Annotated in this window: 19 protein-coding genes; 8 read left to right on the top strand and 11 right to left on the bottom strand. The window is 68.5% G+C overall.

The annotated features are described in order from the left end of the window. Positions 1–227: 227 nt before the first annotated feature. Positions 228–1,016 carry a hypothetical protein gene (locus NK1_RS27940; protein ID WP_063013469.1) on the top strand — a complete coding sequence of 263 codons (789 nt, stop codon included), beginning with the start codon at positions 228–230 and terminating at the stop codon, positions 1,014–1,016. A gap of 31 nt (positions 1,017–1,047) precedes the next feature. On the opposite strand, the gene NK1_RS27935 is transcribed toward NK1_RS27940, so the two are convergent. From NK1_RS27935 to NK1_RS27920, 4 genes are all read right to left on the bottom strand, one after another. Beyond that, entirely contained in the window at positions 1,048–2,478 is a 1,431-nt protein-coding gene (locus NK1_RS27935; RefSeq protein WP_084461652.1) for a M1 family metallopeptidase, read from the bottom strand. Between the two features lie 77 nt (positions 2,479–2,555). Next, positions 2,556–3,230 (bottom strand): DUF3239 domain-containing protein, encoded by a 675-nt coding sequence (locus tag NK1_RS27930; RefSeq protein ID WP_063013465.1) that lies wholly within the window; start codon positions 3,228–3,230, stop codon positions 2,556–2,558. Between the two features lie 70 nt (positions 3,231–3,300). After that, on the bottom strand, positions 3,301–4,959 hold the full coding sequence (locus NK1_RS27925; RefSeq protein ID WP_036497915.1) for a DNA repair helicase XPB: 1,659 nt from the start codon (positions 4,957–4,959) through the stop codon (positions 3,301–3,303). Between the two features lie 144 nt (positions 4,960–5,103). Further along, positions 5,104–5,694, bottom strand: a complete 591-nt coding sequence (locus NK1_RS27920; protein ID WP_063013506.1) for a GNAT family N-acetyltransferase — start codon at positions 5,692–5,694, stop codon at positions 5,104–5,106. A 66-nt stretch (positions 5,695–5,760) separates the two neighbouring features. On the opposite strand from NK1_RS27920, the gene NK1_RS27915 reads away from it, so the two are divergent. Next, positions 5,761–6,702 (top strand): sigma-70 family RNA polymerase sigma factor, encoded by a 942-nt coding sequence (locus tag NK1_RS27915; RefSeq protein ID WP_063013463.1) that lies wholly within the window; start codon positions 5,761–5,763, stop codon positions 6,700–6,702. 36 nt (positions 6,703–6,738) lie between these two features. Here the strand turns inward: NK1_RS27915 and NK1_RS27910 are convergent, their stop codons facing one another. Beyond that, complete coding sequence (locus NK1_RS27910; RefSeq protein WP_063013461.1) at positions 6,739–6,939, bottom strand: hypothetical protein; 201 nt, start codon at positions 6,937–6,939, stop codon at positions 6,739–6,741. A 229-nt stretch (positions 6,940–7,168) separates the two neighbouring features. Between NK1_RS27910 and NK1_RS27905 the strand changes: the two genes are divergently transcribed. Further along, positions 7,169–8,338, top strand: coding sequence for a pyridoxal phosphate-dependent aminotransferase (locus NK1_RS27905; RefSeq protein WP_063013459.1), 1,170 nt, complete (start codon positions 7,169–7,171; stop codon positions 8,336–8,338). Positions 8,339–8,391: 53 nt separating this feature from the next. Here the strand turns inward: NK1_RS27905 and NK1_RS27900 are convergent, their stop codons facing one another. From NK1_RS27900 to NK1_RS27890, 3 genes are all read right to left on the bottom strand, one after another. Then, on the bottom strand, positions 8,392–9,480 hold the full coding sequence (locus NK1_RS27900; protein WP_063013457.1) for a 3-deoxy-7-phosphoheptulonate synthase: 1,089 nt from the start codon (positions 9,478–9,480) through the stop codon (positions 8,392–8,394). 288 nt (positions 9,481–9,768) lie between these two features. Continuing rightward, positions 9,769–10,239: a carboxymuconolactone decarboxylase family protein gene (locus NK1_RS27895; protein ID WP_063013504.1), complete on the bottom strand. Its 471-nt coding sequence runs from the start codon at positions 10,237–10,239 to the stop codon at positions 9,769–9,771. Between the two features lie 121 nt (positions 10,240–10,360). Further along, a complete protein-coding gene (locus tag NK1_RS27890) occupies positions 10,361–11,242 on the bottom strand; it encodes an oxidoreductase (protein WP_063013502.1) in 882 nt (293 codons plus the stop codon). 166 nt (positions 11,243–11,408) lie between these two features. Between NK1_RS27890 and NK1_RS27885 the strand changes: the two genes are divergently transcribed. Beyond that, positions 11,409–13,055 (top strand): (2,3-dihydroxybenzoyl)adenylate synthase, encoded by a 1,647-nt coding sequence (locus tag NK1_RS27885; protein WP_063013455.1) that lies wholly within the window; start codon positions 11,409–11,411, stop codon positions 13,053–13,055. Positions 13,056–13,161: 106 nt separating this feature from the next. On the opposite strand, the gene NK1_RS27880 is transcribed toward NK1_RS27885, so the two are convergent. Beyond that, complete coding sequence (locus tag NK1_RS27880) at positions 13,162–14,418, bottom strand: salicylate synthase (RefSeq protein WP_084461664.1); 1,257 nt, start codon at positions 14,416–14,418, stop codon at positions 13,162–13,164. A 297-nt stretch (positions 14,419–14,715) separates the two neighbouring features. On the opposite strand from NK1_RS27880, the gene NK1_RS27875 reads away from it, so the two are divergent. Both NK1_RS27875 and NK1_RS27870 read left to right on the top strand, forming a co-directional pair. Then, positions 14,716–17,079 (top strand): glycerol-3-phosphate 1-O-acyltransferase, encoded by a 2,364-nt coding sequence (locus NK1_RS27875; RefSeq protein WP_084461647.1) that lies wholly within the window; start codon positions 14,716–14,718, stop codon positions 17,077–17,079. Next, positions 17,076–18,524, top strand: a complete 1,449-nt coding sequence (locus tag NK1_RS27870) for an HAD-IB family hydrolase (RefSeq protein ID WP_063013453.1) — start codon at positions 17,076–17,078, stop codon at positions 18,522–18,524. Before NK1_RS27875 ends, NK1_RS27870 begins: the two co-directional genes overlap by 4 nt. A gap of 49 nt (positions 18,525–18,573) precedes the next feature. Here the strand turns inward: NK1_RS27870 and NK1_RS27865 are convergent, their stop codons facing one another. Together NK1_RS27865 and NK1_RS27860 are read right to left on the bottom strand one after the other, a co-directional pair. After that, the gene (locus tag NK1_RS27865) at positions 18,574–19,275 is read right to left on the bottom strand and encodes a polyprenol monophosphomannose synthase (protein ID WP_063013496.1); all 702 of its coding nucleotides are present in this window, start codon (positions 19,273–19,275) and stop codon (positions 18,574–18,576) included. 120 nt (positions 19,276–19,395) lie between these two features. Then, a complete protein-coding gene (locus NK1_RS27860) occupies positions 19,396–19,575 on the bottom strand; it encodes a hypothetical protein (RefSeq protein WP_036497946.1) in 180 nt (59 codons plus the stop codon). Positions 19,576–19,775: 200 nt separating this feature from the next. Between NK1_RS27860 and NK1_RS27855 the strand changes: the two genes are divergently transcribed. Together NK1_RS27855 and NK1_RS27850 are read left to right on the top strand one after the other, a co-directional pair. Further along, positions 19,776–20,588: an enoyl-CoA hydratase/isomerase family protein gene (locus NK1_RS27855; protein ID WP_063013451.1), complete on the top strand. Its 813-nt coding sequence runs from the start codon at positions 19,776–19,778 to the stop codon at positions 20,586–20,588. A gap of 13 nt (positions 20,589–20,601) precedes the next feature. Continuing rightward, the gene (locus NK1_RS27850) at positions 20,602–21,336 is read left to right on the top strand and encodes an SDR family NAD(P)-dependent oxidoreductase (protein WP_063013449.1); all 735 of its coding nucleotides are present in this window, start codon (positions 20,602–20,604) and stop codon (positions 21,334–21,336) included. The last annotated feature ends 24 nt before the right edge of the window (positions 21,337–21,360 follow it).

Below are 21,360 nucleotides of genomic sequence, written 5' to 3'. Positions count from 1 at the left end.
GGAGGATACCCGCCCGCCCTGCCGGGCGGGTCCTGCCTCACATGTGCAGCGAGTGCAGGCCGTACAGACCCATCAGCGAATAGTTCACGATGCTGGGCAGCAGGTGGTTGAGTAGCAGGAGCCCGAAGGAATTCACGATCAGATACACCTTTCGACAATCCGCGAGTGCAGCCACACACGCGCGATCTGTAGTCGATATCCTCGCCCGAATCGTTACGCTCTGCAGCATGAAGCTCGAGCAGACAACCGCAGAGCTCTATGCCCTCGAGCCCGCCGAATTCGTGGCCGCTCGCGACGAAGCGGCCCGCACCGCACGCGCCGACGGCGATAAACAGCTGGCCACGGCGATATCGAGGCTGCGGCGTCCGACCGTCGCGGCGTGGGCGGTGAATCTGCTGGCGCACAAGGCAACCCAGGAATTGGGGGCACTGCTGGATCTCGGCGAGGCGTTGCGCGAGGCGCAGCGCACCCTGTCGGCCGACCGGATGCGCACCCTCGCCGACCAACGTCGCAAAGCGGTGAACGCGTTGACGGACAAGGCCGCTCGCCTCGCCTCCGACGCCGGGAAGAATCTCACCGAACCGGTGTTGCGTGCGGTCGCGCAGACTCTCAACGCGGCACTGGCGGATCCGGAGGTCGCCGACCAGGTCCGTGCCGGCGTGCTGGCCGCCGCGGTCGACTACGCCGGTTTCGGCCCGGCCGGGCCCGCCTTGGCGGCCGTCCCCGACGAGGAGACCGAGGAACCCGCCGACGCCGGCGCCGACGAGGCGGCCGCCGCCCGGGAAGCGCTGGAAGCCGCTCGTGCAGAACGAGATTCGACGGCGGCCGACCTCGAGCGGCAACGCTCCGAGGTGGCCGCCCTGGACGAACGGATCACCGCGCTGCGCGACGAACTCGCGCAGGCCGAGGAATCCCGCCGATTCGCCGCCGCGGGGGTCCGATCCGCCGAAGCGGCGTTGCGACGAGCCGACGCGGACCTCGAGCAGGCGCAGCGGCGCGTGGACGAGCTGCGCTGAGAACCACGAAAAGTGTTCCCGCCGAGAACGTTCAGCCGCGCAGCGAACCCGGGTACAGGTACTGGTCCGGCGGCGGCGTGGTGGTATCGAGCCAGGCGGTGAAGAATCCGCTCAGATCCGTCGCGGTCTTCGTTTGGATGAAGCTACGGAATTCCGGCATGGACGCGTTGCCGTAGGCATGTGACCGTACGAATTGCGCCACAGCGGGAAAGAACACGTCGTCACCGAGTTCGTGGCGCAGAGCGTGCAGGAACAACGGCCCCCGGGAATACACCGTGGTGAATTCGTTTCCGGCCCCGGGATTTTGCAGCGGAATCTCCCAGTACTCCGGTTTGTCGAGGGTTTTGGCGATGGTGCGGCGGTAGAGGGTGTCCACATCCTTGCCCTCTTTCCGCTCCGGCCACAGATAATCGGCGGTATAGCTGGCGAAGCATTCGTTCAGGCAGATATCCGACCAGTTCCGCACCGACATCGAATCGCCCCACCACTGATGGGTGTTCTCGTGGACGACGGTGTCGAGATCGGTCCACGGCGCGTAGATGGGCCGGGTCTGGGTCTCCAGCGAGAAATGCAGGTCGGTGTCGACGTAGATTCCGCCGCCGCTTTCGAACGGATAGGGGCCGTAGAGGGATTCGAGGAAATCGAGCACCTCCGGCAGCCGCTGCTCGAGCGCCCGCCCCTTGTCCGCACCCGGCGCGAAGGCGCTGATCAGCGGAGTGCCGTTCGCGCGGCGCTGTTCGAGGAAATCGAAGTGGTCGATCGCGACGGTGGTGAGATAGCCGATCGACGGATGGCTCGAACTCCACTTCACCGTGCGCTTGTCCCCGGCGACGGTATCGCTGACCCGCAGGCCGTTCGACACCGCTTGCCACTCTTGCGGAATCGTCACCTGCAGATCGAAAGTCGCCTTGTCCACCGGGGTGTCGTTGAGCGGGTACCAGGTGGTCGCCGAATGCGGTTCACCGGCGGCGAAGGCGCCGCCGCTCGGCGAGATCGTCCAGCCGGAATCGGGATCGTCGGATTCGGTGCCCGCGTACTCGACCGTCACCGTGAACGGCAGCCCGGGCAGCACCGGCAATGCCGGAGTGACGGTCAGTTCGTGTTCACCACCGGTGGTGAATCCCGCCGGCAGATTGTTCACCGACACCTTCGCCACCGCGGGTCCGGCGTAGTCGAGGTTGAACGCGCGCAGCGGCTGCGTCGACACCGCGTCGATCCGCGCCTTCCCGGTGAGATGCCTGCTCGGCGGGTCGTAATCGATGGCGACGTCGTAGTGCTGCACGTCGTAGCCGCCGTTGCCGTCATCGGGATAGTAGGGGTCACCGAGGCCGGGCGATCCGGTGAACGGATCGGCGGCGGGCTGGGCCTGCGCCGGTACCGGTTGCACCTGGGCGGGGAGCACCAGCGCCACCCCGCACAACGCTCCCGCCGTGAGACACCGTGCCCAGGCATGCGACTTCATCGACCCTCCACCCCTTTCGCGGCACGGCGTGCCGACCAACCGACGATGCTAGTCGGCCCCGCTGCACCCCGGAACCGTCACACGCGTCGACCGCGCAGTTCCTCCGGCAGCTGTTGCGGATCCAGCAGCAGCCGTTGCGAGTCGACCCGGCCCACCTTCTCGGCGAGACCGAGATTGTCGGCCAGCAGCTTCCATTCCACATCGCTGATCGCGGCGCGGGCGCGCTCGATCACGCCGAGGTCGCGGGTGCCCCAGGCGATCGGCATGGCGCTCACCGGCTGGCGCAGATCGCCGACCGATCGCGGCGCGCGATCGGCTCGCACGGTCACCGCCGGCACCTGTTCCCCGGCGTCGGTGTCGTGTCCCGGCAGGGCGCGCACCACCCGGGTGATCAGCGCGTAGCGCGGCACGGCGCCGGGTTTGGCGAGGTTCACCAGCGCGAGCAGGGTGATCCCTTTCGGATGCTGCCCCGAAACGACGGCCGGAACCAGCTCGCCCTCGGCGTACAACTTCTCGATGCGCGAGCGGTACGGCGTCCACAGCGCGACGAACAGCGCGCTGATGGTCGCCAAGGCGAAGGCCACCGCCAGCAGGAACGAGTAGGGGTGATTCAGCCAGATCAGCCCGGCCGTGCCGAGGCCGAGCACGATGGCCGCGGTGAACGCCAGTATTCGCAGCCGCCGGATATCGCGGACGACTTCGTTCACCGCCCGGGCATGTTCGCGGTCGACCGCGAATTCGAAGCGTCGCACGTCTCAAATCCTCACATCTGTCCGGCAGCGGTAACCCAGCGGCGCGCCCACCGCGGCCGATCGGCTGCGCCTACCCGATCGCCGGGCCCAGCAGGTCGTCCGCGTCGGTGATGCGATAGGCATACCCCTGTTCGGCAAGGAAACGCTGGCGGTGGGCCGCATATTCGGCATCCAGCGTGTCACGTGCCACCACCGAGTAGAAGTGCGCCTGACCGCCGTCGGATTTCGGGCGCAGCAGCCGGCCCAGACGCTGCGCCTCCTCCTGACGGGAACCGAAGGTGCCCGAAACCTGAACGGCCACGGACGCTTCCGGTAGGTCGATGGAGAAGTTCGCCACCTTGCTGACCACGAGGACGGGGATTTCGCCGTTGCGGAACGCGTCGAACAGCGCCTCGCGCTCCTTGGTGCGGGTCGAGCCCTGGATGACCGGAGCGTTGAGATGTTCGCCGAGTTCGTCGAGCTGATCGAGATAGGCTCCGATCACCAGGCTGGGCGCGTCGCGGTGGCGGGCCAGGATGGATTCGACGACGGGGAGTTTGGTGCGCGCGGTGGAGCAGAGTTTGTAGCGCTCCTCGGGTTCGGCGGTGGCGTAGGCCATGCGTTCGGCTTCGGTGAGCGTGACCCGCACCTCGATGCACTCGGCCGGCGCGATCCAGCCCTGCGCCTCGATGTCCTTCCACGGCGCGTCGTAGCGTTTCGGGCCGATCAGCGAGAACACGTCGCCCTCGCGGCCGTCCTCGCGCACCAGCGTCGCGGTGAGCCCGAGCCTGCGCCGGGACTGCAGATCCGCGGTCATCCGGAACACCGGCGCGGGCAGCAGGTGGACCTCGTCGTAGATGACCAGGCCCCAGTCGCGGCTGTCGAACAGTTCCAGGTGTTTGTATTCGCCCTTGGTCTTGCGGGTGATCACCTGATACGTGGCGATGGTGACCGGGCGGATCTCCTTGCGCTCGCCGGAGTACTCCCCGATCTCGTCCTCGGTCAACGAGGTGCGTGCGAGCAGCTCCCGCTTCCACTGCCGGCCGGCCACGGTGTTGGTGACCAGGATCAGCGTCGTCGCCTGGGCCTTGGCCATCGCGGCGGCGCCGACCATCGTCTTGCCCGCGCCACAGGGCAGCACCACCACCCCGGATCCGCCGGCCCAGAACGAGTCGGCCGCCAGCTCCTGATAGTCGCGCAGATGCCATTCGTGGGTGCCGAAGTCCAGATCGATGCGATGGGCCTCGCCGTCGACGTAGCCGGCGAGGTCCTCGGCCGGCCACCCGACCTTCAGCAACATCTGTTTGATCCGACCACGCTCGGACGGGTGCACGACGACCGTGTCGTCGTCGATGCGGGCGCCGAGCATGGGCTGAATCTTCTTGTGCCGCAACACCTCTTCCAGCACCGCACGGTCCAGGCTGACCAGCACCAGCCCATGGGCGGGATGTTTGACCAGCTGCAACCGCCCGTAGCGGGCCATGGTCTCGACCACGTCGACCAGCAGCGGCTGCGGCACCGCATAGCGCGAATAGTTGACCAGCGCGTCGACGACCTGTTCGGCGTCGTGCCCCGCCGCCCGCGCGTTCCACAGTGCCAGCGGTGTCACCCGGTAGGTGTGCACGTGCTCGGGTGCGCGTTCGAGTTCGGCGAACGGCGCGATCGCCTGCCGGGCCGCATCGGCCTGCTCGTGGTCCACCTCGAGCAGCAGGGTTTTGTCGCTCTGCACGATGAGCGGTCCGTCCGTCACGGCACCTCCTCCAGATTCTCGGGTCGGCCCCCTGCGCTTGGGGAATACGTCCCACATTGTTGCCGGACCCCCCGACAAACCTTCATCAACCCTACGCGAGCTGGGCAGATGTTCGCTGTGAGCGCACTCGCACCCGGACGCCGATCAGTGCGCCGATCCGGGCCCGCGCAGGGGCGGCCAGTCGGTGGCCGGACCCGGCGGGTCGCCCGCCAGTCGCCCGGCGATCCAGGAATCCCGGCGCACGCCGCGCTGCACCCCGGCCCCGCGCAGCAGACCTTCGTAGTGGAAGCCGGTCCGCCGCACCACCGCGGCGGAGGCGAGGTTGCCGACGAACGCCCGCCACTCGATGCGGCTCAGGCCGAGCCCGTCGGCGGCGAAACCGAAATCACAGACCAACCGGACGCTGCGGGTCATCAACCCGCGGCCGCGCACCGCGTCGCTGAGCCAGAAGCCGATCTCGGCGGCCCCGGGCTGCGGGCCGGCCTCCAGGCCGACCATGCCGGCCACCGGCCCGTCCGCCGCCGTCCGCACGGCCCAGACCGGGCTGCGGGCCGCCCACCCGGGCGCGACGATATCGGTCAGGAATCCCACGGCGTCGGCCCGCCGATACGGCACCGGCACCGTCGTCCACTCCGGAATCGACGGCTGCCGGCAGCAGGCGACGATCGCGTCGATATCGGCCTCGGCCGGGCGCGACAACCACACCGTCTCGTCGCTCAGTACACAGTCCTCCACCGCTTCATGCTGGCACGCAACCCTGCGGTGGCCCAGCGGATTTCCGGCGACCGTAGAATCGGGCCAATGGTTGCCGCGTTGCTCGCCGATCTGTTCGAGTCCCATCGGGCGCATCTGCTGTCGGTGGGTTACCGGCTGACCGGCAGCGTGGCCGACGCCGAGGACGCGGTGCAGGAGAGCTGGCTGCGACTGGCCACCACCCATCAGTCCGAGATCGAGGACCTGCGCGCCTGGCTGACGACGGTGGTCAGCCGGATCTGCCTGGATCGGCTGCGCAGCGCCGCCGTCCGGCGGGAAAGCTATGTGGGGCAATGGCTTCCGGAGCCGATCGTCACCGGAGTGACCCCGTCGAATCTGCCGGATCCGCTGGAAGCGGTGGTGCGCAAACAGGATTGCCGTTTCGCCGCGCTGGTGGTTCTCGACGCGCTGACGCCGGCGCAGCGGGTGGCCTTCGTCCTGCACGACGGATTCTCGGTGCCGTTCGACGAGATCGCCGAACTGCTCGAGGTGACGCCGGAGGCGGCCCGCCAACTCGCGGTCCGGGCCCGGAAAGCACTGGCCGCGGCCCCGGAACCGGTGTCGGACACCGAACATCTCGCTGCCGTGCAGCGACTGCTCGAGGCGCTGTATTCCGGCGACGTGGACGCGGTCGTCGCGGCCCTGCATCCGGATTCGGTCTTCATCGGCGATACCGGCGGCACCGCGAAGACGGCCGCGCGGGCGATCGTCGGCGCGGACAAGATCGCGCGGTTCGTCCTCGGGCTCATCCGGATGTATCAGGTGGACCAGGCCGAACTGTCGCCCACCGACTCCGATCGATTCGAATTCGTCGGCGTCAACGGGCAACTCGGGTTGCTGCTGCACGAGCGCGCCCCGCGCAACGGTGCGCCGGGGTCACCACCGCGCGTGGTCGGCTTCGCCGTCCGCGACGGATTGATCTGGGGCACTTACGATGTCGCCAATCCCGCGAAGCTCGGTGGCATTCGCCTGCCCCGGGATCCGGCGTAGCCGCCGGAACGCATCGAGCGTCCCGGCGGCTCGTGACTACGGAGTGGACGAACCGGACCACATGTCCGGGGTGCTGGAACCGAGTCCCCAGTTGCCCGTGGACGATCCGGTACCCCAGTTCGGCGTCGAGGAACCCCAGCCCCAATCGTTGCTGAAGATGTTGTGCAGGGTGTCGTTGATGTATCCGAGAATCGTTCCCGCCGCCGGATGCAGCAGAAGGTCGAGATAGGAGGCCATACATCGCCCCTTTCGAGCCACCACCGAAGTGGTTGTGAGATAGAACACGGGGAGGCTAGCTGCCGCCAGGAAACCGCACAACCATGCAGGTCAAACGCCCGAATGAAATGTGAAACATAGCCTTTCGCTATCGCGCCGCAACCATAGCGAACGCACGGCAAGCATCGGCCCGGTCCCCGGTACGGGGTGCGCGCCGCGGCCACGGGGGCGATATCGCTACGTTGGGACCATGTCAGCCATCCCCACCGTCGCCCGCCTGCGCCCGTTCCGCGCCACGATCTTCGCGGAGATGACGGAACTGGCCGTGCGCCACGACGCGGTCAACCTCGGTCAGGGATTCCCCGATACGGACGGCCCGGCCGCGATGCTGGAGGTGGCCCGCACCGCCATCGCCGACGGGCTGAATCAGTATCCGCCGGGGCGCGGCATGCCGGTGCTGCGCCGGGCGATCGCGGCGGACCGGAAACGGCGCTACGGCGTGGACTACGACGTCGACTCGCAGGTGGTGGTCACCGTCGGCGCCACGGAGGCGATCGCGGCGGCGGTGCTCGGCCTGGTAGAGGCCGACGAGGAGGTGGTGCTGATCGAGCCGTACTACGACTCCTACGCCGCGGTGGTCGCCCTGGCCGGCGCCACCCGCCGCACCGCGCGGCTGGTGCCCGACGGCAACGGTTTCGTCCTCGACCTGGACAGCCTGCGCGCGGCCATCACCCCGAAAACCCGCATGCTGCTGCTGAATTCGCCGCACAACCCCACGGGGGCGATCCTGTCCCGCGCCGACCTCGAGGCGATCGCGGAGCTGGCCCGCGAGCACGATCTGATCGTGGTCTCCGACGAGGTGTACGAACATCTCGTCTACGACGGCAACACCCATATCAGCATCTCGACGCTGCCCGGCATGTTCGAGCGCACGGTCGTGATCTCCAGTGCCGCGAAGACTTTCAGCGTCACCGGATGGAAGATCGGCTGGGCGTGCGGTCCGGCACCGCTGATCGACGGATTGCTGGCCGCCAAGCAGTTCATGAGCTTCGTCGGCGGCGGACCGTTCCAACCGGCGGTCGCCTACGCCCTCGAGAACGAGCAGCAGTGGGTCGCCGATCTTCGCAACAGCCTGTCCGACAAGCGCATTCGCCTGTCGGAGGCACTGGCCGACGCCGGATTCCTGGTCAAGCGCAGCGATGCGACCTATTTCGTCTGCGCCGATATCAGTCCGTTGAGCTCCGCCGACGCGCTGGTCTTCTGCCGGGAGCTGCCGCAGCGGCTCGGCGTCGTCGCGGTCCCGATCGAAGTCTTCGCCGACGACCGCGACTCGTGGAATCGCTTGGTGCGCTTCGCATTCTGCAAACGGGACGACACCCTCGACGAGGCGGTCCGCCGTCTGCACGCGGCCCACGTGTGATCGCGCGGTCACCAACGCCGCGAGCCGCGAGCGAAGGTGACCGCTACCGAGTCTCAGCCCCGGCGCCGGGCCACCGCGTCGGCGAGGCGGTCCAGCTGCGCCGCCGTGGTCTCCCAGTCCAGGCAGGCGTCGGTGATGGACTGGCCGTAGGTCAGATCGTCGGCGTGGCCGAGGGTGAGGTCCTGGCGGCCGGCGACCAGGAAGCTCTCCATCATCACGCCCACCACCGCGCGGTCGCCGGCGGCGATGCGCTCGGCGATATCGGTGACCACGTCGACCTGCTTGTTGTGGTCCTTGTTGCTGTTGCCGTGGCTGGCGTCGACGACCACCCGCTGCGCCAGCCCCGACTTCTCCAGGCGCAGGCAGGCCTCGGCGACGGAGGCGGCGTCGTAGTTCGTACCGGCGCTACCGCCGCGCAGGATCACGTGGCAGTCCGGGTTGCCGCTGGTGCGGATGAGCGCCGAGCGGCCGTCGAGATCGGTGCCGGGGAAGACGTGGCTGGCCCCGGCCGCCCGCACCCCGTCCACGGCCACCTGCACATCGCCGTCGGTGCCGTTCTTGATGCCGACCGGCATCGACAGCGCACTGGAGAGCTGCCGGTGCACCTGGCTGGCCGCGGTGCGCGCGCCGATCGCGCCGTAGGACACCAGATCCGCGATGTACTGCGGGGTGATCGGATCGAGGAATTCGCAGGCCACGGGCAGGCCGAGACCCGTGATGTCGACCAGCAGCCGACGTCCCAGTCCGAGACCGGTGTTGACGTCGAACGAACCGTCCAGATGCGGATCGTTGATCAGGCCCTTCCACCCGAGCGTGGTGCGCGGCTTCTCGAAGTAGACGCGCATGACGATATGCAGCCGGTCGGAGAGTTCGGCGCTCTTGGCGGCCAGGCGGCGCGCGTAGTCGAGGGCAGCCTCGGGGTCGTGCACCGAACACGGGCCGACGACGACCATCAGGCGGTCGTCGGCGCCGTCGAGGACGTCGACGGTGGCGGCGCGACCGGCCCGCACGGTGTCGGCGAGGGCATCGTCGATCGGATGCTCGCGGCGAACCTCGGCGGGCGAGAGTAGCGGGCTGATACTCAGCGTGCGCTGATCGTCGAGGTCACTGTGTGAGGCATCGACATCGGCTGCGGTGGTCATGATGGGTTCCTTTTCTCAGGCCGACCCACCGAGCGAAATCCCGTGGAGCCGGTCTGCAGTCCGGCTCGGGGTGGGAGAAGGTCAGCGCGGGTCACCGACCGACCCACCCGGGGCCGGCTTGGTAAACCAGAAATACGCGCGCTGCACGAGGGCGACTGTACCAGGGGCGCGGCGCGGATGGGTTCGGTCGGGTCGGCGGACGTGACGGCCCCCACAGCCACCGTGGATGCGACGGGGCCCGGCCGGGATCCAACGATCCTGTGCCGGGCCCGAATTCGCGTGCGGCGGTCAGAACATGCCGGGCTCGTAGGTGCCGGCCGGGGTGCCGGCGATGACGTTGAGCCGGTTGTAGGCGTTGATCAGCGCGATGAGCGAGATCAGGGCGCCGATCTGCTCGTCGTCGTAGTGCTTGCGCACCTGCTCCCAGGTCTCCTCGCTGATGCCGCGGTGGACATCGGCGAGGCGGGTGCCTTCCTCGGTCAGCGCGAGCGCGGCCCGCTCGGCCTCGGTGAAGACGATCGCCTCGCGCCACGCGGCGACCAGGTTGAGCCGCACCGAGGTCTCACCCGCGGCGGCCGCGTCCTTGGAGTGCATATCGGTGCAGAAGCCGCACCCGTTGATCTGGCTGGCGCGCAGCTTGACCAACTCCTGCGTCGCCTTGGGCAGCGGCGAGTTGTCGACGACCTGGCCGGCGTTACCGATCCGCTTGACGAACTTCGCGGCGATCTCGTTGTCGAAGAGAGCGAAACGGGGTTCCATGACCATCCTCCTGTGGAAAGTGAGCCGCGCGGCGCGGCGTCGCTACACAGAGATGACGGAACAGCACCCACGGGGTGTGACATCACCGAAAGTGATGCCGATCACACCGGATTGGGTCGGCTCAGCGGCGGGCGAACGAGTAGGTGACGTCGGTGAGTTGTTCGGACAGGTCCCAGAGGCGGCGGGCGGTGACCTCGTCGCGCGAGGCGGCCGAGGAGCCACAGCGCTCGGGGTAGCCGCGCAGACCGCCGAGGCGGGTCGGGCCGTAGAACGCGCCGGGTTCGACCTTCGCGGTGGCGGCGTAAAGACTTGGCAGGGCACCCATTTCGGCCGACTGGGCGAGAATGCGGTTGCCCAGGGCCATGATCGCGTCCAGGAACGACTCGGTATGCGACTGCAGTTCGGTACTGGCGTAGCCGGGGTGGGCCGCCACCGAGACCTTCGGTGAACCGGCCGCGGTGAGGCGGCGCTGAAGTTCGTAGGCGAACATCAGATTCGCCAGTTTCGACTGACCGTAGGCGCGCCAGCGCTCGTAGCGCCGGTGCTGGTAGTTCGGATCGGCGAGGTCGATGCGGCCGATCATGTGGGCGCCGCTGGATACCGTGACGACGCGATCGGAGATCTTGTCGAGCAACAGACCGGTCAGCGCGAAATGGCCGAGATGGTTGGTCCCGAACTGCATCTCGAAGCCGTCGGCGGTATGGCGCAGCGGCAGGGCCATCACGCCGGCGTTGTTGATCAGCACGTCGGCGCCCTCGATCGTGCGCGCGAATTCGCGGATCGAGGACAGGTCGGCCAGGTCGAGCCGGCGCACCTGCACCCGTTCGCCGATGGTGTCGGCGACCGCGCGGGCCTTCACCTCGTCGCGGCAGGCCATGATCACCTGCGCGCCGGCCTGCGCCAACGCCCTGGTGGTGGCCGCGCCCAGTCCGCTGTTCGCGCCGGTCACGATGATCGTGCGCCCACTCTGGTCCGGAATATCGGAGATGTTCCAACCGCTCACCCGCACGAGTCTAGGCGGGCACGGGCCGGTGCGCGCTGTTGTCGCGGAGCCGGGCCGCGGCGTTTCGGACCACCCGGGACGCGACACCGCCACTTCTAATATAGGGTTGCCTAACCTATCTAAGGCAGCTTCGATACTGCGCAGCTCGACCCGTGAGGCGATACCCGTGACTTCGATATCCCCCGCCCAGCAGGACCTGCTCGACGGTTTCGTACCGTTTCCGGCCGAACTCGCCGAGAGCTACCGAGCCGCCGGCTACTGGCGCGGCGAACCGCTGGGCGACTTGTTGCGCGACGCCGCCCGCACCCGGCCTCGGCGTCCGGCCGTGCACACCGACGCCGGACCGATCGACTACGGCGAACTCGATCGCCGCGCCGACCGCACGGCCCACGGGTTGCTCGCCTCCGGACTCGAACCCGGCGACCGCGTCGTGGTCCAACTGCCCAACGTGATCGAATTCGTGGAAGTGCTGTTCGGCCTGCTACGCGCCGGAATCGTGCCCGTGCTGGCCCTGCCGGCCCATCGGCAGGCCGAGATCGAACATCTGACCCGGCTCTCGGGCGCCGCCGGCTACATCGTGGCCGACAAGGTCGGCGACTTCGATTACCGCGAGCTGGCGGCCGCGGTGGCCGAGCGGGTGCCGTCGCTGCGCACGATCTTCGTCCTCGGCGATCCCGGTGTTTACGTCGATCTGAGAACGATTGCGCGCGACGGTGATTCGCTGCCGGACGTCGACGCGTCCGGTATCGCGGTGATGCTCGTTTCCGGCGGCACCACCGGCCTGCCGAAACTCATCGCCCGCACCCACGACGACTACCACTACAACGCTCGCGCCAGTGCCGAGATCTGCGCGCTGACCTCCGACGACGTGTACATGGCGACGCTGCCGGCCGCGCACAACTTCCCGCTGTCGTGCCCGGGCATTCTGGGTACGGTCGCGGCCGGCGCGTCGATCGTCATGCTGGCCGACCCGAGTCCGGAGAACGCGTTCGCGACCATCGAACGCCACCGCGTCACCGTGACGGCGGTGGTACCGCCGCTGGCCCAATTGTGGTGTGCGGCAGTGGAATGGGAGGAGGCCGACCTGTCCAGCCTGCGGCTGCTGCAGGTCGGCGGCGCGAAATTGGCCGAGGTCAATGCCCGCGAGGTGACTCCGGCGCTGGGCGCGACACTGCAGCAGGTGTTCGGCATGGCCGAGGGGCTGATCAACTACACCCGTCTCGACGATCCCGAGGAAACGATCGCGGTCTCCCAGGGGCGCCCGCTGTCCCCCGCCGACGAGGTCCGCGTGGTAGACGGCGAAGGCAACGACGTCGCGCCCGGCGAGGAGGGCGAACTCCTCACCCGCGGCCCCTACACCATCCGCGGTTATTACCGTGCCCCGGAACACAATTCCCGCGCCATCACCCCCGACGGCTACTACCGCAGCGGCGATCTGGTGCGGCAACTGCCGAGCGGGCACCTGATCGTCTCCGGCCGGATCAAGGATGTGATCAACCGCGGCGGCGAGAACATCTCCTGCGACGAACTCGAGGAACACCTGCTGGCCCATCCCGCGGTCCGTCATGCGGCCGCGGTCGGCCTGCCGGACGCGGCCCTCGGCGAAAAGGTCTGTGCCGTACTGGTGATCGACGGCGAGATGCCGAGCCTGGTCGAGGTCAAGGAGTTCCTCACCGCTCGCGGCCTGGCGACCTACAAACTGCCCGACATCCTCGAGCAGGCCGACGCGCTGCCGTTCACGGCCGTCGGCAAGATCGACAAGAAGGTCCTGCGGTCCCGCTACGACACCGAGTCCGCGACCGCGTCGCGCTGAGCCTCGTCGCCGAACGGCCCTGCCGCCGAACCGAACTCGGCGAACGGCCTTCGATACGAAGAGCCCGGCGGGAACTCCCGCCGGGCTCGATCCGCGTTCCGCTCCGTCAGGCTTCGACGACGTAGGGCGCCACGCTGCCCAGCTTTTCGCAGGTCTCGGTGAATTCGCGCTCCGGGCGCGACTGCGAGACGATGCCGGCCCCGGCGCGCAGCCAGGCGCCCTCCGTGGTCTGGTAGATCGCCCGCAGCACGAGCGTGGCCTCCAGCGCACCGCCGGCCGAAACGGTCACCACCGCACCCGAGTACAGGCCGCGGGCGTCGTGGTCGAGGCGGAACACCGCGTCCACACCGGTGCGCTTGGGGATGCCGGAGGCGGTCACCGAGGGGAACAGCATTTCCAGCGCATCCCAGGCGCTCTTGTCCTCGGCGAGGGTGCCACGCACGGTGGAGGCCAGATGTTGCACGCTGCCGCGTTCACGCACCGCCATGAAATCGGAGACGGCGGTGCTGCCCGGCTCGGCCACCGCGGCGATCTCGCCGAACGAGGTCTGCACCGAGATGGCGTGCTCCACAATCTCTTTCGGATCACCGACCAGCTCTTCGCGGGCGGCGGCGTCGACCGTCTCACCACGGCCGAAGGCACGGGTGCCGGCCAGCGGTTCGGTGGTCACCACCCGGTGCCGGTCGACCGAAGCCACCAGTTCGGGGCTGAATCCGGCCGCCTCCAGGCCGCCCAGCCGCAACAGGAACGAGCGGGCGGGCGTGTTGTTGGCGCGCCCGAGCCGATAGGTCTGCGGAACGTCCACGGGGAAGGGCAGATCCACTTTCCGCGACAGGATCACTTTCTGATACCGCCCGGCCCGGATCTCGTCGACCGCCTCGGCGACCCGGCCGCGGTAGTCGGTGGGGTCGATGGTGACATCCACCGGCCGCGGCGGGGCCGGAGGTTGCGCACTCGCCTGTGCGATCAGTTCGTGGATCTCCGCGGTCTCGCGGGGCGTCGCACCGGACACCCGCACACCGGAGGCGTCGATGCGCACCTCGATGCGCGGAATCATCAGATGCGCCAGGGCGGTTCGGGCCGGTACGTGCGCGTCGGCGCCCAGCGCCCATGCGCAGAATTCGAATCCGATCCAGCCGTAGGCGTTGCGTCCCCGCAGCGGGAGCGCGCCCAGCGCCGCATCGATCACCGCGGCCGGCCGGCCCTGCCACGGCTCGACGGTGGCCCGGCCCTCCCACTCGACACGCAGTTCCCCGGAATCCAATTCGATGCTGCCGATCGGATCGGCGGCGAACACCCAGCCGTCGGGACCCTCGTAGCCGACGTACTCGCCGAACCGGTCGGCTGCGGCGAGCGCGGCCATGGCGTCGGCGGGTGCGATCGCCGGCGCCGTGCCCGTCACCTCTGTCCCCGGTGCCAGCTGCCCCGTCGCCCCCGGACCGTCCCCGTAACCGTTTCGCACCCGCTCGTCCGTGGTCGACACCGTTCCTCCAAGGTTATGCTTACCTAACTCCAAGAGGTGAGGTTAGCATTACCTGGCCTTCTCGGTGTTGTGCTGGAGCACACATCGGACTCGCTTTGCGAGCGTCGTGGCCAACTTCCTGCGCGAATCCGCTTCCGCGAGCTTGAATGGTGGAGCGCCGTCGAGGAGGGGCCCGCCATGATCGATCACGCCGCCGGCAATCCGGCTCCGAGTACCGCGAAGGATCTGCCGCGCTCGGCGGTCGCCCTGGTCGACGCGGTGTCGCCGGTGGAACGCGAGCTGATCGGCGGCTGGCTCGCCGAGGGCGGGATCGCCGCCGAACTCGGCATCGACGCGCCCGTCACCCAGATCGACCTGGACGCCGCCGCCATCGCCGCCCGGCTCGTCGGCCGCCGCGACGACCCGATCGTGATCCCGATCCGGGTGCTGTGGCTGCCACCCGAGCGAGACGGCGTGCGGCGCACCACCTTCGCCGATCTGGCGCTGCTGAGCGATCCGCGCCGGCCACACCGGCTACTGCAGCGCCGGCTGGTGAACAAGGCGCCCGACCGGCATCTCATCCTCACCGGACAGCCCGCGCGGCTGAGCGATCTGCGCGCGAACAATCCCGGGGCCGCGGAACGTTCGGAACCGTTCGCGCGGGCGATCGTCCGCGCGGGCACGGTGGCGCTCGAACGCGCCGAACGATCGGTGATCGGCGACCGCTACAAGGTCCCCCGGATGGTGGTCGAGGAGATTCTCGACTCCCCCGACTTCCTGCGCCGCCTCGACGCCATCGCCACCGAAACCGGCACCGACCCCCGGGAGGTGTATCGGCGGGCCGAGAAGGCGCTGCGGGAACTCGTGGCCGCGCAGAGCCGGCTGATCTCGGATCTGTTCACCCAGGCGATGCGGCCGGTACACGCCTCGGCCTGGAAGATCGACTGCGACCGGTCCGGATTGGCCGCGTTGCGGCGGCTCAATCGCAACTACCCGCTGGTGTTCCTGCCCTCGCACCGCTCCTACGTCGACGCCTTCGTCCTCGGCGACGCGTTGGCGCGCAACGACTTTCCACCCAACCACGTGATCGGCGGCGCCAATCTCAGCTTCTGGCCGATGGGGCCGATCGCGCGCCGCACCGGCACCGTCTTCATTCGCCGCAGCTTCGGCGACGACGAGATCTACAAGGCCGTGGTCGAGGAGTACTTCGCCTATCTGCTCGCCAAACGCTTCAATCTGGAGTGGTACTTCGAGGGTGGGCGCACCCGTACCGGCAAACTGCGCCCGCCCCGGTTCGGACTGCTGAACTATCTGGCCTCGGCCATCCGTTCGCGGCGCATCGACGATGTGATGCTGGTGCCGGTGTCGATCACCTACGAGCGGCTCAACGAACTGGGATCCATTGCCACCGAACAGGTCGGCGGCACCAAGAAGCCCGAGGGCCTGACCTGGCTGGCCCGCTACATCCGCAGCCAGCAGCATTCCGCGGGGCGGGTCTACGTCCGCTTCGGCGCCCCACTGTCGGCCCGCGACCGGCTGGCCGCCCACGGCGATCCGGAATCGCCGGCCCCGGACAGCGAGGAAGCGACGGACCGGCAGCGCAAGGCCGTGCAGCGCTTGGCCTTCGAGGTGGCGGTCGGTATCAACGCGGTCACGCCGGTCACGGTCAACGCACTGGTGACGCTGGCCCTGCTGGGTGTGCACGAGCGCGCGCTCACTCTCGGCGAGGTACGTCAGACGTTGGAGCCGGTCCGCGGATACATCGAGCGACGCGCTCTTCCGACCGGCGAGCTGGATACGCTGCGCGACGATCAGGGCCTGGCGGTGGTGCTGGAACAGCTGTCGCTGGCCAAGGTGGTGACGGTCTACCGCGGTGGGCTGGAACCGGTGTATTCGATCGAAGCGGGCGCCCATCTGGAGGCGGCGTTCTACCGCAACAGCGCGGTGCACTGGTTCGTGGACCGCGCGATCCTGGAATTGGCGATCCTCGAGGTCGCCGACGAACAAGCCGGCGCCGCTCCCGGCATCGAAGTGATCTGGGATGCGGCCTACCGGCTGCGCGATCTGCTGAAGTTCGAATTCTTCTTTCCCGACCGGGTCGAATTTGCCGCGGCGATGAACGCCGAGTTGCTACTGCTGGATCCGCACTGGGAGCAGCGCGCCAGCGCCGCGGAATTGGTCTGCGCACTGGCGGATTCGGGTTTCATCATGGCGCACCGCGTCGTGCGGTCGTTCTTCGACGCCCAGCTGGTAGTGGCCGAGCGCCTGGCCGCCGCCGATCCGGCCGCGCCGCTGGACCGCAAACAGTTCGTCGACGAATGCCTGGCCGTGGGACGCCAGATGCTGCTGCAGCAACGGCTGCACAGCACCGAGTCGGTGTCCTCCGAATTGTTCTCCAGTGCGATGAAACTCGCGGAAAACCACGGTCTGCTCGATCCCGACACCCCGGATCTCGCACGGCGTCGCCGAGAACTCGCCGACGAACTGCGCACCATCGGTATCCGCATTTCCCGCGCCGCCGCCCTCGACCCGTCCAATCGCGCACCGCAGGGGACAGTGTGAACCTTTCCGAAGCGATTTCCGCCATCCGGACGGGGCCACAGGGCCCGCGAGTGGCGGCCGTCTTCGACTTCGGCGGAACGGTGGTCGCGGGCTTCGCGCCCGCCGCCGCACCGCTACGCCTGCTGCGCGGACGCGACTCGCGCCGGGCGCTGACCGACACGCTGCTGTACAGCATTCGCGGTTCCCGGACCGAAGGTGAGTACGAGCGCTTCCTGCAGCGCGTCGCCAGGGTATGGGTGGGCCGTTCCGAACAGGAGCTGACCGAACTCGGCGAACAGCTGTTCCGCAGCACCGTGCACGGGCACGTGTATCCCGAAGCGTGGCACCTGATCCGGGAGCACGAGGCGGCCGGGCACACGGTGGTGATCGTCACCAGCCTCACCCGTTTCCAGGTGCTGCCGGTGGCCCGGGAACTCGGCGTGGACCATGTCCTCTACACCGCGATGGCCACCGCCGACGGTGTGCTCACCGGCTTCACCGAGGGAAAACCGCTGTGGCGTACCGAGAAGGCCGCGGCGGTGCGCCGCTTCGCCGCCGAACACGATATCGATGCCGCCGGCAGTTACGCCTATGCCGATGCGGCACCGGACGTTCCGCTGCTGGAAGCGGTCGGCCATCCGGTCGCGGTGAATCCGGGTCCGCGGATGTCGATGACCGCCGGTGAGCGCGACTGGCCGACCCTGACCTTCAAGCCGCGGGATCCGGCGGGCGTCACCGACTTCGCCCGTACCGCAGTAGGTTTCACCGGATTGCTGAGCGGCGCCGCCTTCGGGGTCGCCACCCGCGCGGCCACCCGCCGCCACCGCGCGATGGCCGACGCCATGATCGCCACCGCCGCCGACGCCACCCTGCGCACCACCGGCGTGCGGGTGCGGGTGGTGGGCGCCGAGCACGCCCGGCAACCGCGTCCGGCGGTCTTCCTGTTCAATCACCAGAGCCAGTTCGACATGGTGGTGCTGGCCGCGGTGCTGCGCTCGGGATTCACCGCGGTGGTGAAGAAGGAGGTCACCACCAACCCGGTCTTCGGCCCGCTGCTGCGGTTCGCCGAGGCGACCTTCATCGATCGCTCCGACACCACCGGCGCGAAGGCGGCACTGGAACCGGTCGTCGACACCCTGCGCGGCGGGCTCTCGCTCGTGGTAGCGCCGGAGGGCACGCGCTCGATGACGCCGCGGATCGGCCCCTTCAAGAAGGGCGCCTTCCACATCGCGATCGAAGCCGGAGTGCCGATCATTCCGCTCGTCATCCGCAACGCGGGCGAAATCGCCTGGCGGAACTCGGCGATCGTGCGCAAGGGCACGGTGGACGTGGCGGTGCTGGCACCGATCGATGTGAGCGGCTGGGATCCGCGGGACATGGATGCCGACATCGCGCGCGTGCGACAGCTGTTCATCGATACGCTGCTGGACTGGCCGGTGGACGCCGAGGTAGAGGCCGTGCCCTGAACCTCGGACGCCCAGCCTCCCGACGCCCTGGCCTCCGGCGCCTCAGCCGTCAGACGCGGCGGCCGAACAGCAGCTTCCAGGGCATCAGCGCCGACTCGAGCTGCACCTTGAGGCTCATCTTCGAGGCGCCCTTGGTGCGCTCCTCGAAGCGGATCGGCACCTCGGCGATCGAAATGCCCTGCTTGATCGTGCGGTAGTTCATCTCGACCTGGAACGAGTAGCCGTTGCTGTGGATGGAGGCCACATCGATGGCGCGCAGCGTGTCCGCCTTCCACGCCTTGAATCCGGCGGTCGCGTCCTTGACGCCGAGCCGCAGGATCGCGTTGACGTAGAAGTTCGCCCACGCCGACAGCGCCTTGCGGTACCACTTCCACTCCGCCGCGGTGGAGCCACCCTCGACGTAGCGCGATCCCAGGACCACACCGGCGTCGGAGGTCTCGAGCTTCTCCAGCATGGCCGGAATCACCTCGGCCGGGTGGGAGAGGTCGGCGTCCATCTGGATCACCACGTCGGCGCCCTGGTCGAGGGCCGCGGTGATGCCGGCGATGTAGGCACGCCCGAGGCCGTCCTTCTCGGTCCGGTGCAGCACACCCACCACCGACGGCAGGTCGGCGGCCAGTTTGTCGGCGACCTCGCCGGTGCCGTCCGGGGAGTTGTCGTCGACCACCAGGACATGCAGATCGGCGACCGGTAGTGCGGTCAGCCGCTCCACCGCCACCGGCAGGTTCTCCCGCTCGTTGTAGGTCGGCACCACCACGGTCACCTTCACAAGTCGCCCTCCACTCGATTCGACCTGACTGCGCGCCCCCGGATCCGGGCACGACGTGCTCTGGAGAACCGTAGCCCACCCACCTGAGAGGGCACGAGCGGCTCAGTCTCTCCCGTCGCGGGCATCCTCGCGGGCATTGCGTTCGCGCACGATCTCGAGCGCCCGCTCGGCGGTGGCGCGGTCCGGATACGGCCCCATCCGATCGGCGAACCAGCACCGCTTGCCCTGTTCGGCGCGGTGATGTTTGAGGCAGTAGTACCACTGATCGTCGGAATCGCCCATGCCGATCATCGTCGCATCCGGCGCCCGGCCTGTCAGGTAACCGGCGAATCCGCACGTCGGACTGCCTCTGCTATGACCGAGCGGCGCCTGTGGCCCTTGACACACCCATGCGTTGAATGTACGTTCATTCACAACAAATGCCAGTTCACTCATCGCGGCGGCGATCCGCATGCCGACTCGTCGGAGCAGAAGGAAGCGCAATGGATTTCTCCACCTACTCCCAGCTCACGTTCAAACGCCTCGACGAAGGCGTCCTGCTGATCACCATCGACCGGCCGGAGAAATACAACGCCGCCGACGAGCAGATGCACGCCGAGCTGGCCCGGGTCTGGACGGACGTTTCCGCCGATCCCGAAACCCGGGTCGCGGTGATCACCGGCGCCGGGAAGGCGTTCTCCGCCGGCGGAGACCTGGCGATGGTCGAGCGCATGGCCGGCAACCACGAGCGGGTGGCGAACATGCTGCAGGAGATGAGCGACCTGGTCTACAACATGATCAATTGCGAGAAGCCGGTCGTCGCCGCGATCAACGGCGTCGCGGTCGGCGCGGGACTGGTCGTGGCCCTGCTCTCGGATATCTCGATCTGCGCCGAGGACGCCAAGCTGGGGGACGGGCACGTGAAGCTCGGCGTGGCCGCCGGCGATCACGCGGCGATCCTCTGGCCGCTGCTGTCCGGTATGGCCAAGGCCAAGTACTACCTGCTGACCGGTGAGATGGTCGGCGGCGCCGAGGCCGAACGCATCGGCATGGTCACCAGTGCGGTGCCGCGCGACCGGGTGCTCGACGACGCGCTGGCGGTCGCGAACAAGCTGGCGAGCGGTTCCCAGCTGGCCATCCGGTGGACGAAGAAGGCGCTCAACAACTGGCTCAAGCAGGCCGGTCCGATCTTCGACCAGTCCGCCGCCTACGAAATGCTCTGCTTCATGGGCCCGGACGTCATCGAGGGCTACACCGCTCTGCGCGAGAAGCGCGCCCCCAACTTCCCCTCCGCCCGCGCGGTCACCGGTAACTGAGGAGCCGAATACGATGAGCGACAACACCATTGCGGTCGTCACCGGAGCCGGATCGGGCATCGGCCGGGCGATCACCCTGGCCCTCGCTGCCCGCGGCGACCGGGTCGTGGCCGCCGATCTGGACCTAGACGCCGCCGAGCGCACCGCCGAACAGCAGACCGACCGCATCGTCGCGATGAAGGTCGACATCGCCGACGCCGCGCAGGTACAGGCCCTGCGCGATCAGGTGCACGCCGAGGTCGGTGTGCCGAACATCCTGGTCAATGCCGCCGGCTGGGATCGCACCGATAAATTCCTCAACGCCACACCGGAATTCGCGCAGAAGGTGGTCGCGATCAACTACCTGGGGCCGGTGCACATGTGCAGCGCGTTCCTGCCGGGCATGGTGGAGGCCGGCGGCGGGCGGGTGGTCAACCTGGCCAGCGACGCCGGACGCGTCGGTAGCTCGGGAGAAACCATCTACGCCGGCGCCAAAGGCGGAGTGATCGCCCTGACCAAATCACTGGCGCGCGAGATGGCCCGCTACTCGATCACCGTGAACTGCGTCTGCCCCGGGCCGACCGACACCCCGCTGTTCCAGGCTCAGGACGAGAAGTTGAAAGAGGCGCTGATCAAGGCGATTCCGTTCCGCCGCCTCGCCCGGCCGGAGGAGGTCGCCGCCCCGGCCCTGTTCTTCGCCTCCCCCGACGCCTCGTTCATCACCGGTCAGGTGCTCAGCGTCAGCGGCGGACTCACCATGGCCGGCTGAGCGCCGAGCCGACTTCGGAGGACC

The organism is Nocardia kruczakiae NBRC 101016 (assembly GCF_001612965.1).
Taxonomy (GTDB): Bacteria; Actinomycetota; Actinomycetes; order Mycobacteriales; family Mycobacteriaceae; genus Nocardia; species Nocardia kruczakiae.
This window is presented reverse-complemented; position numbering and strand designations above follow the sequence as displayed.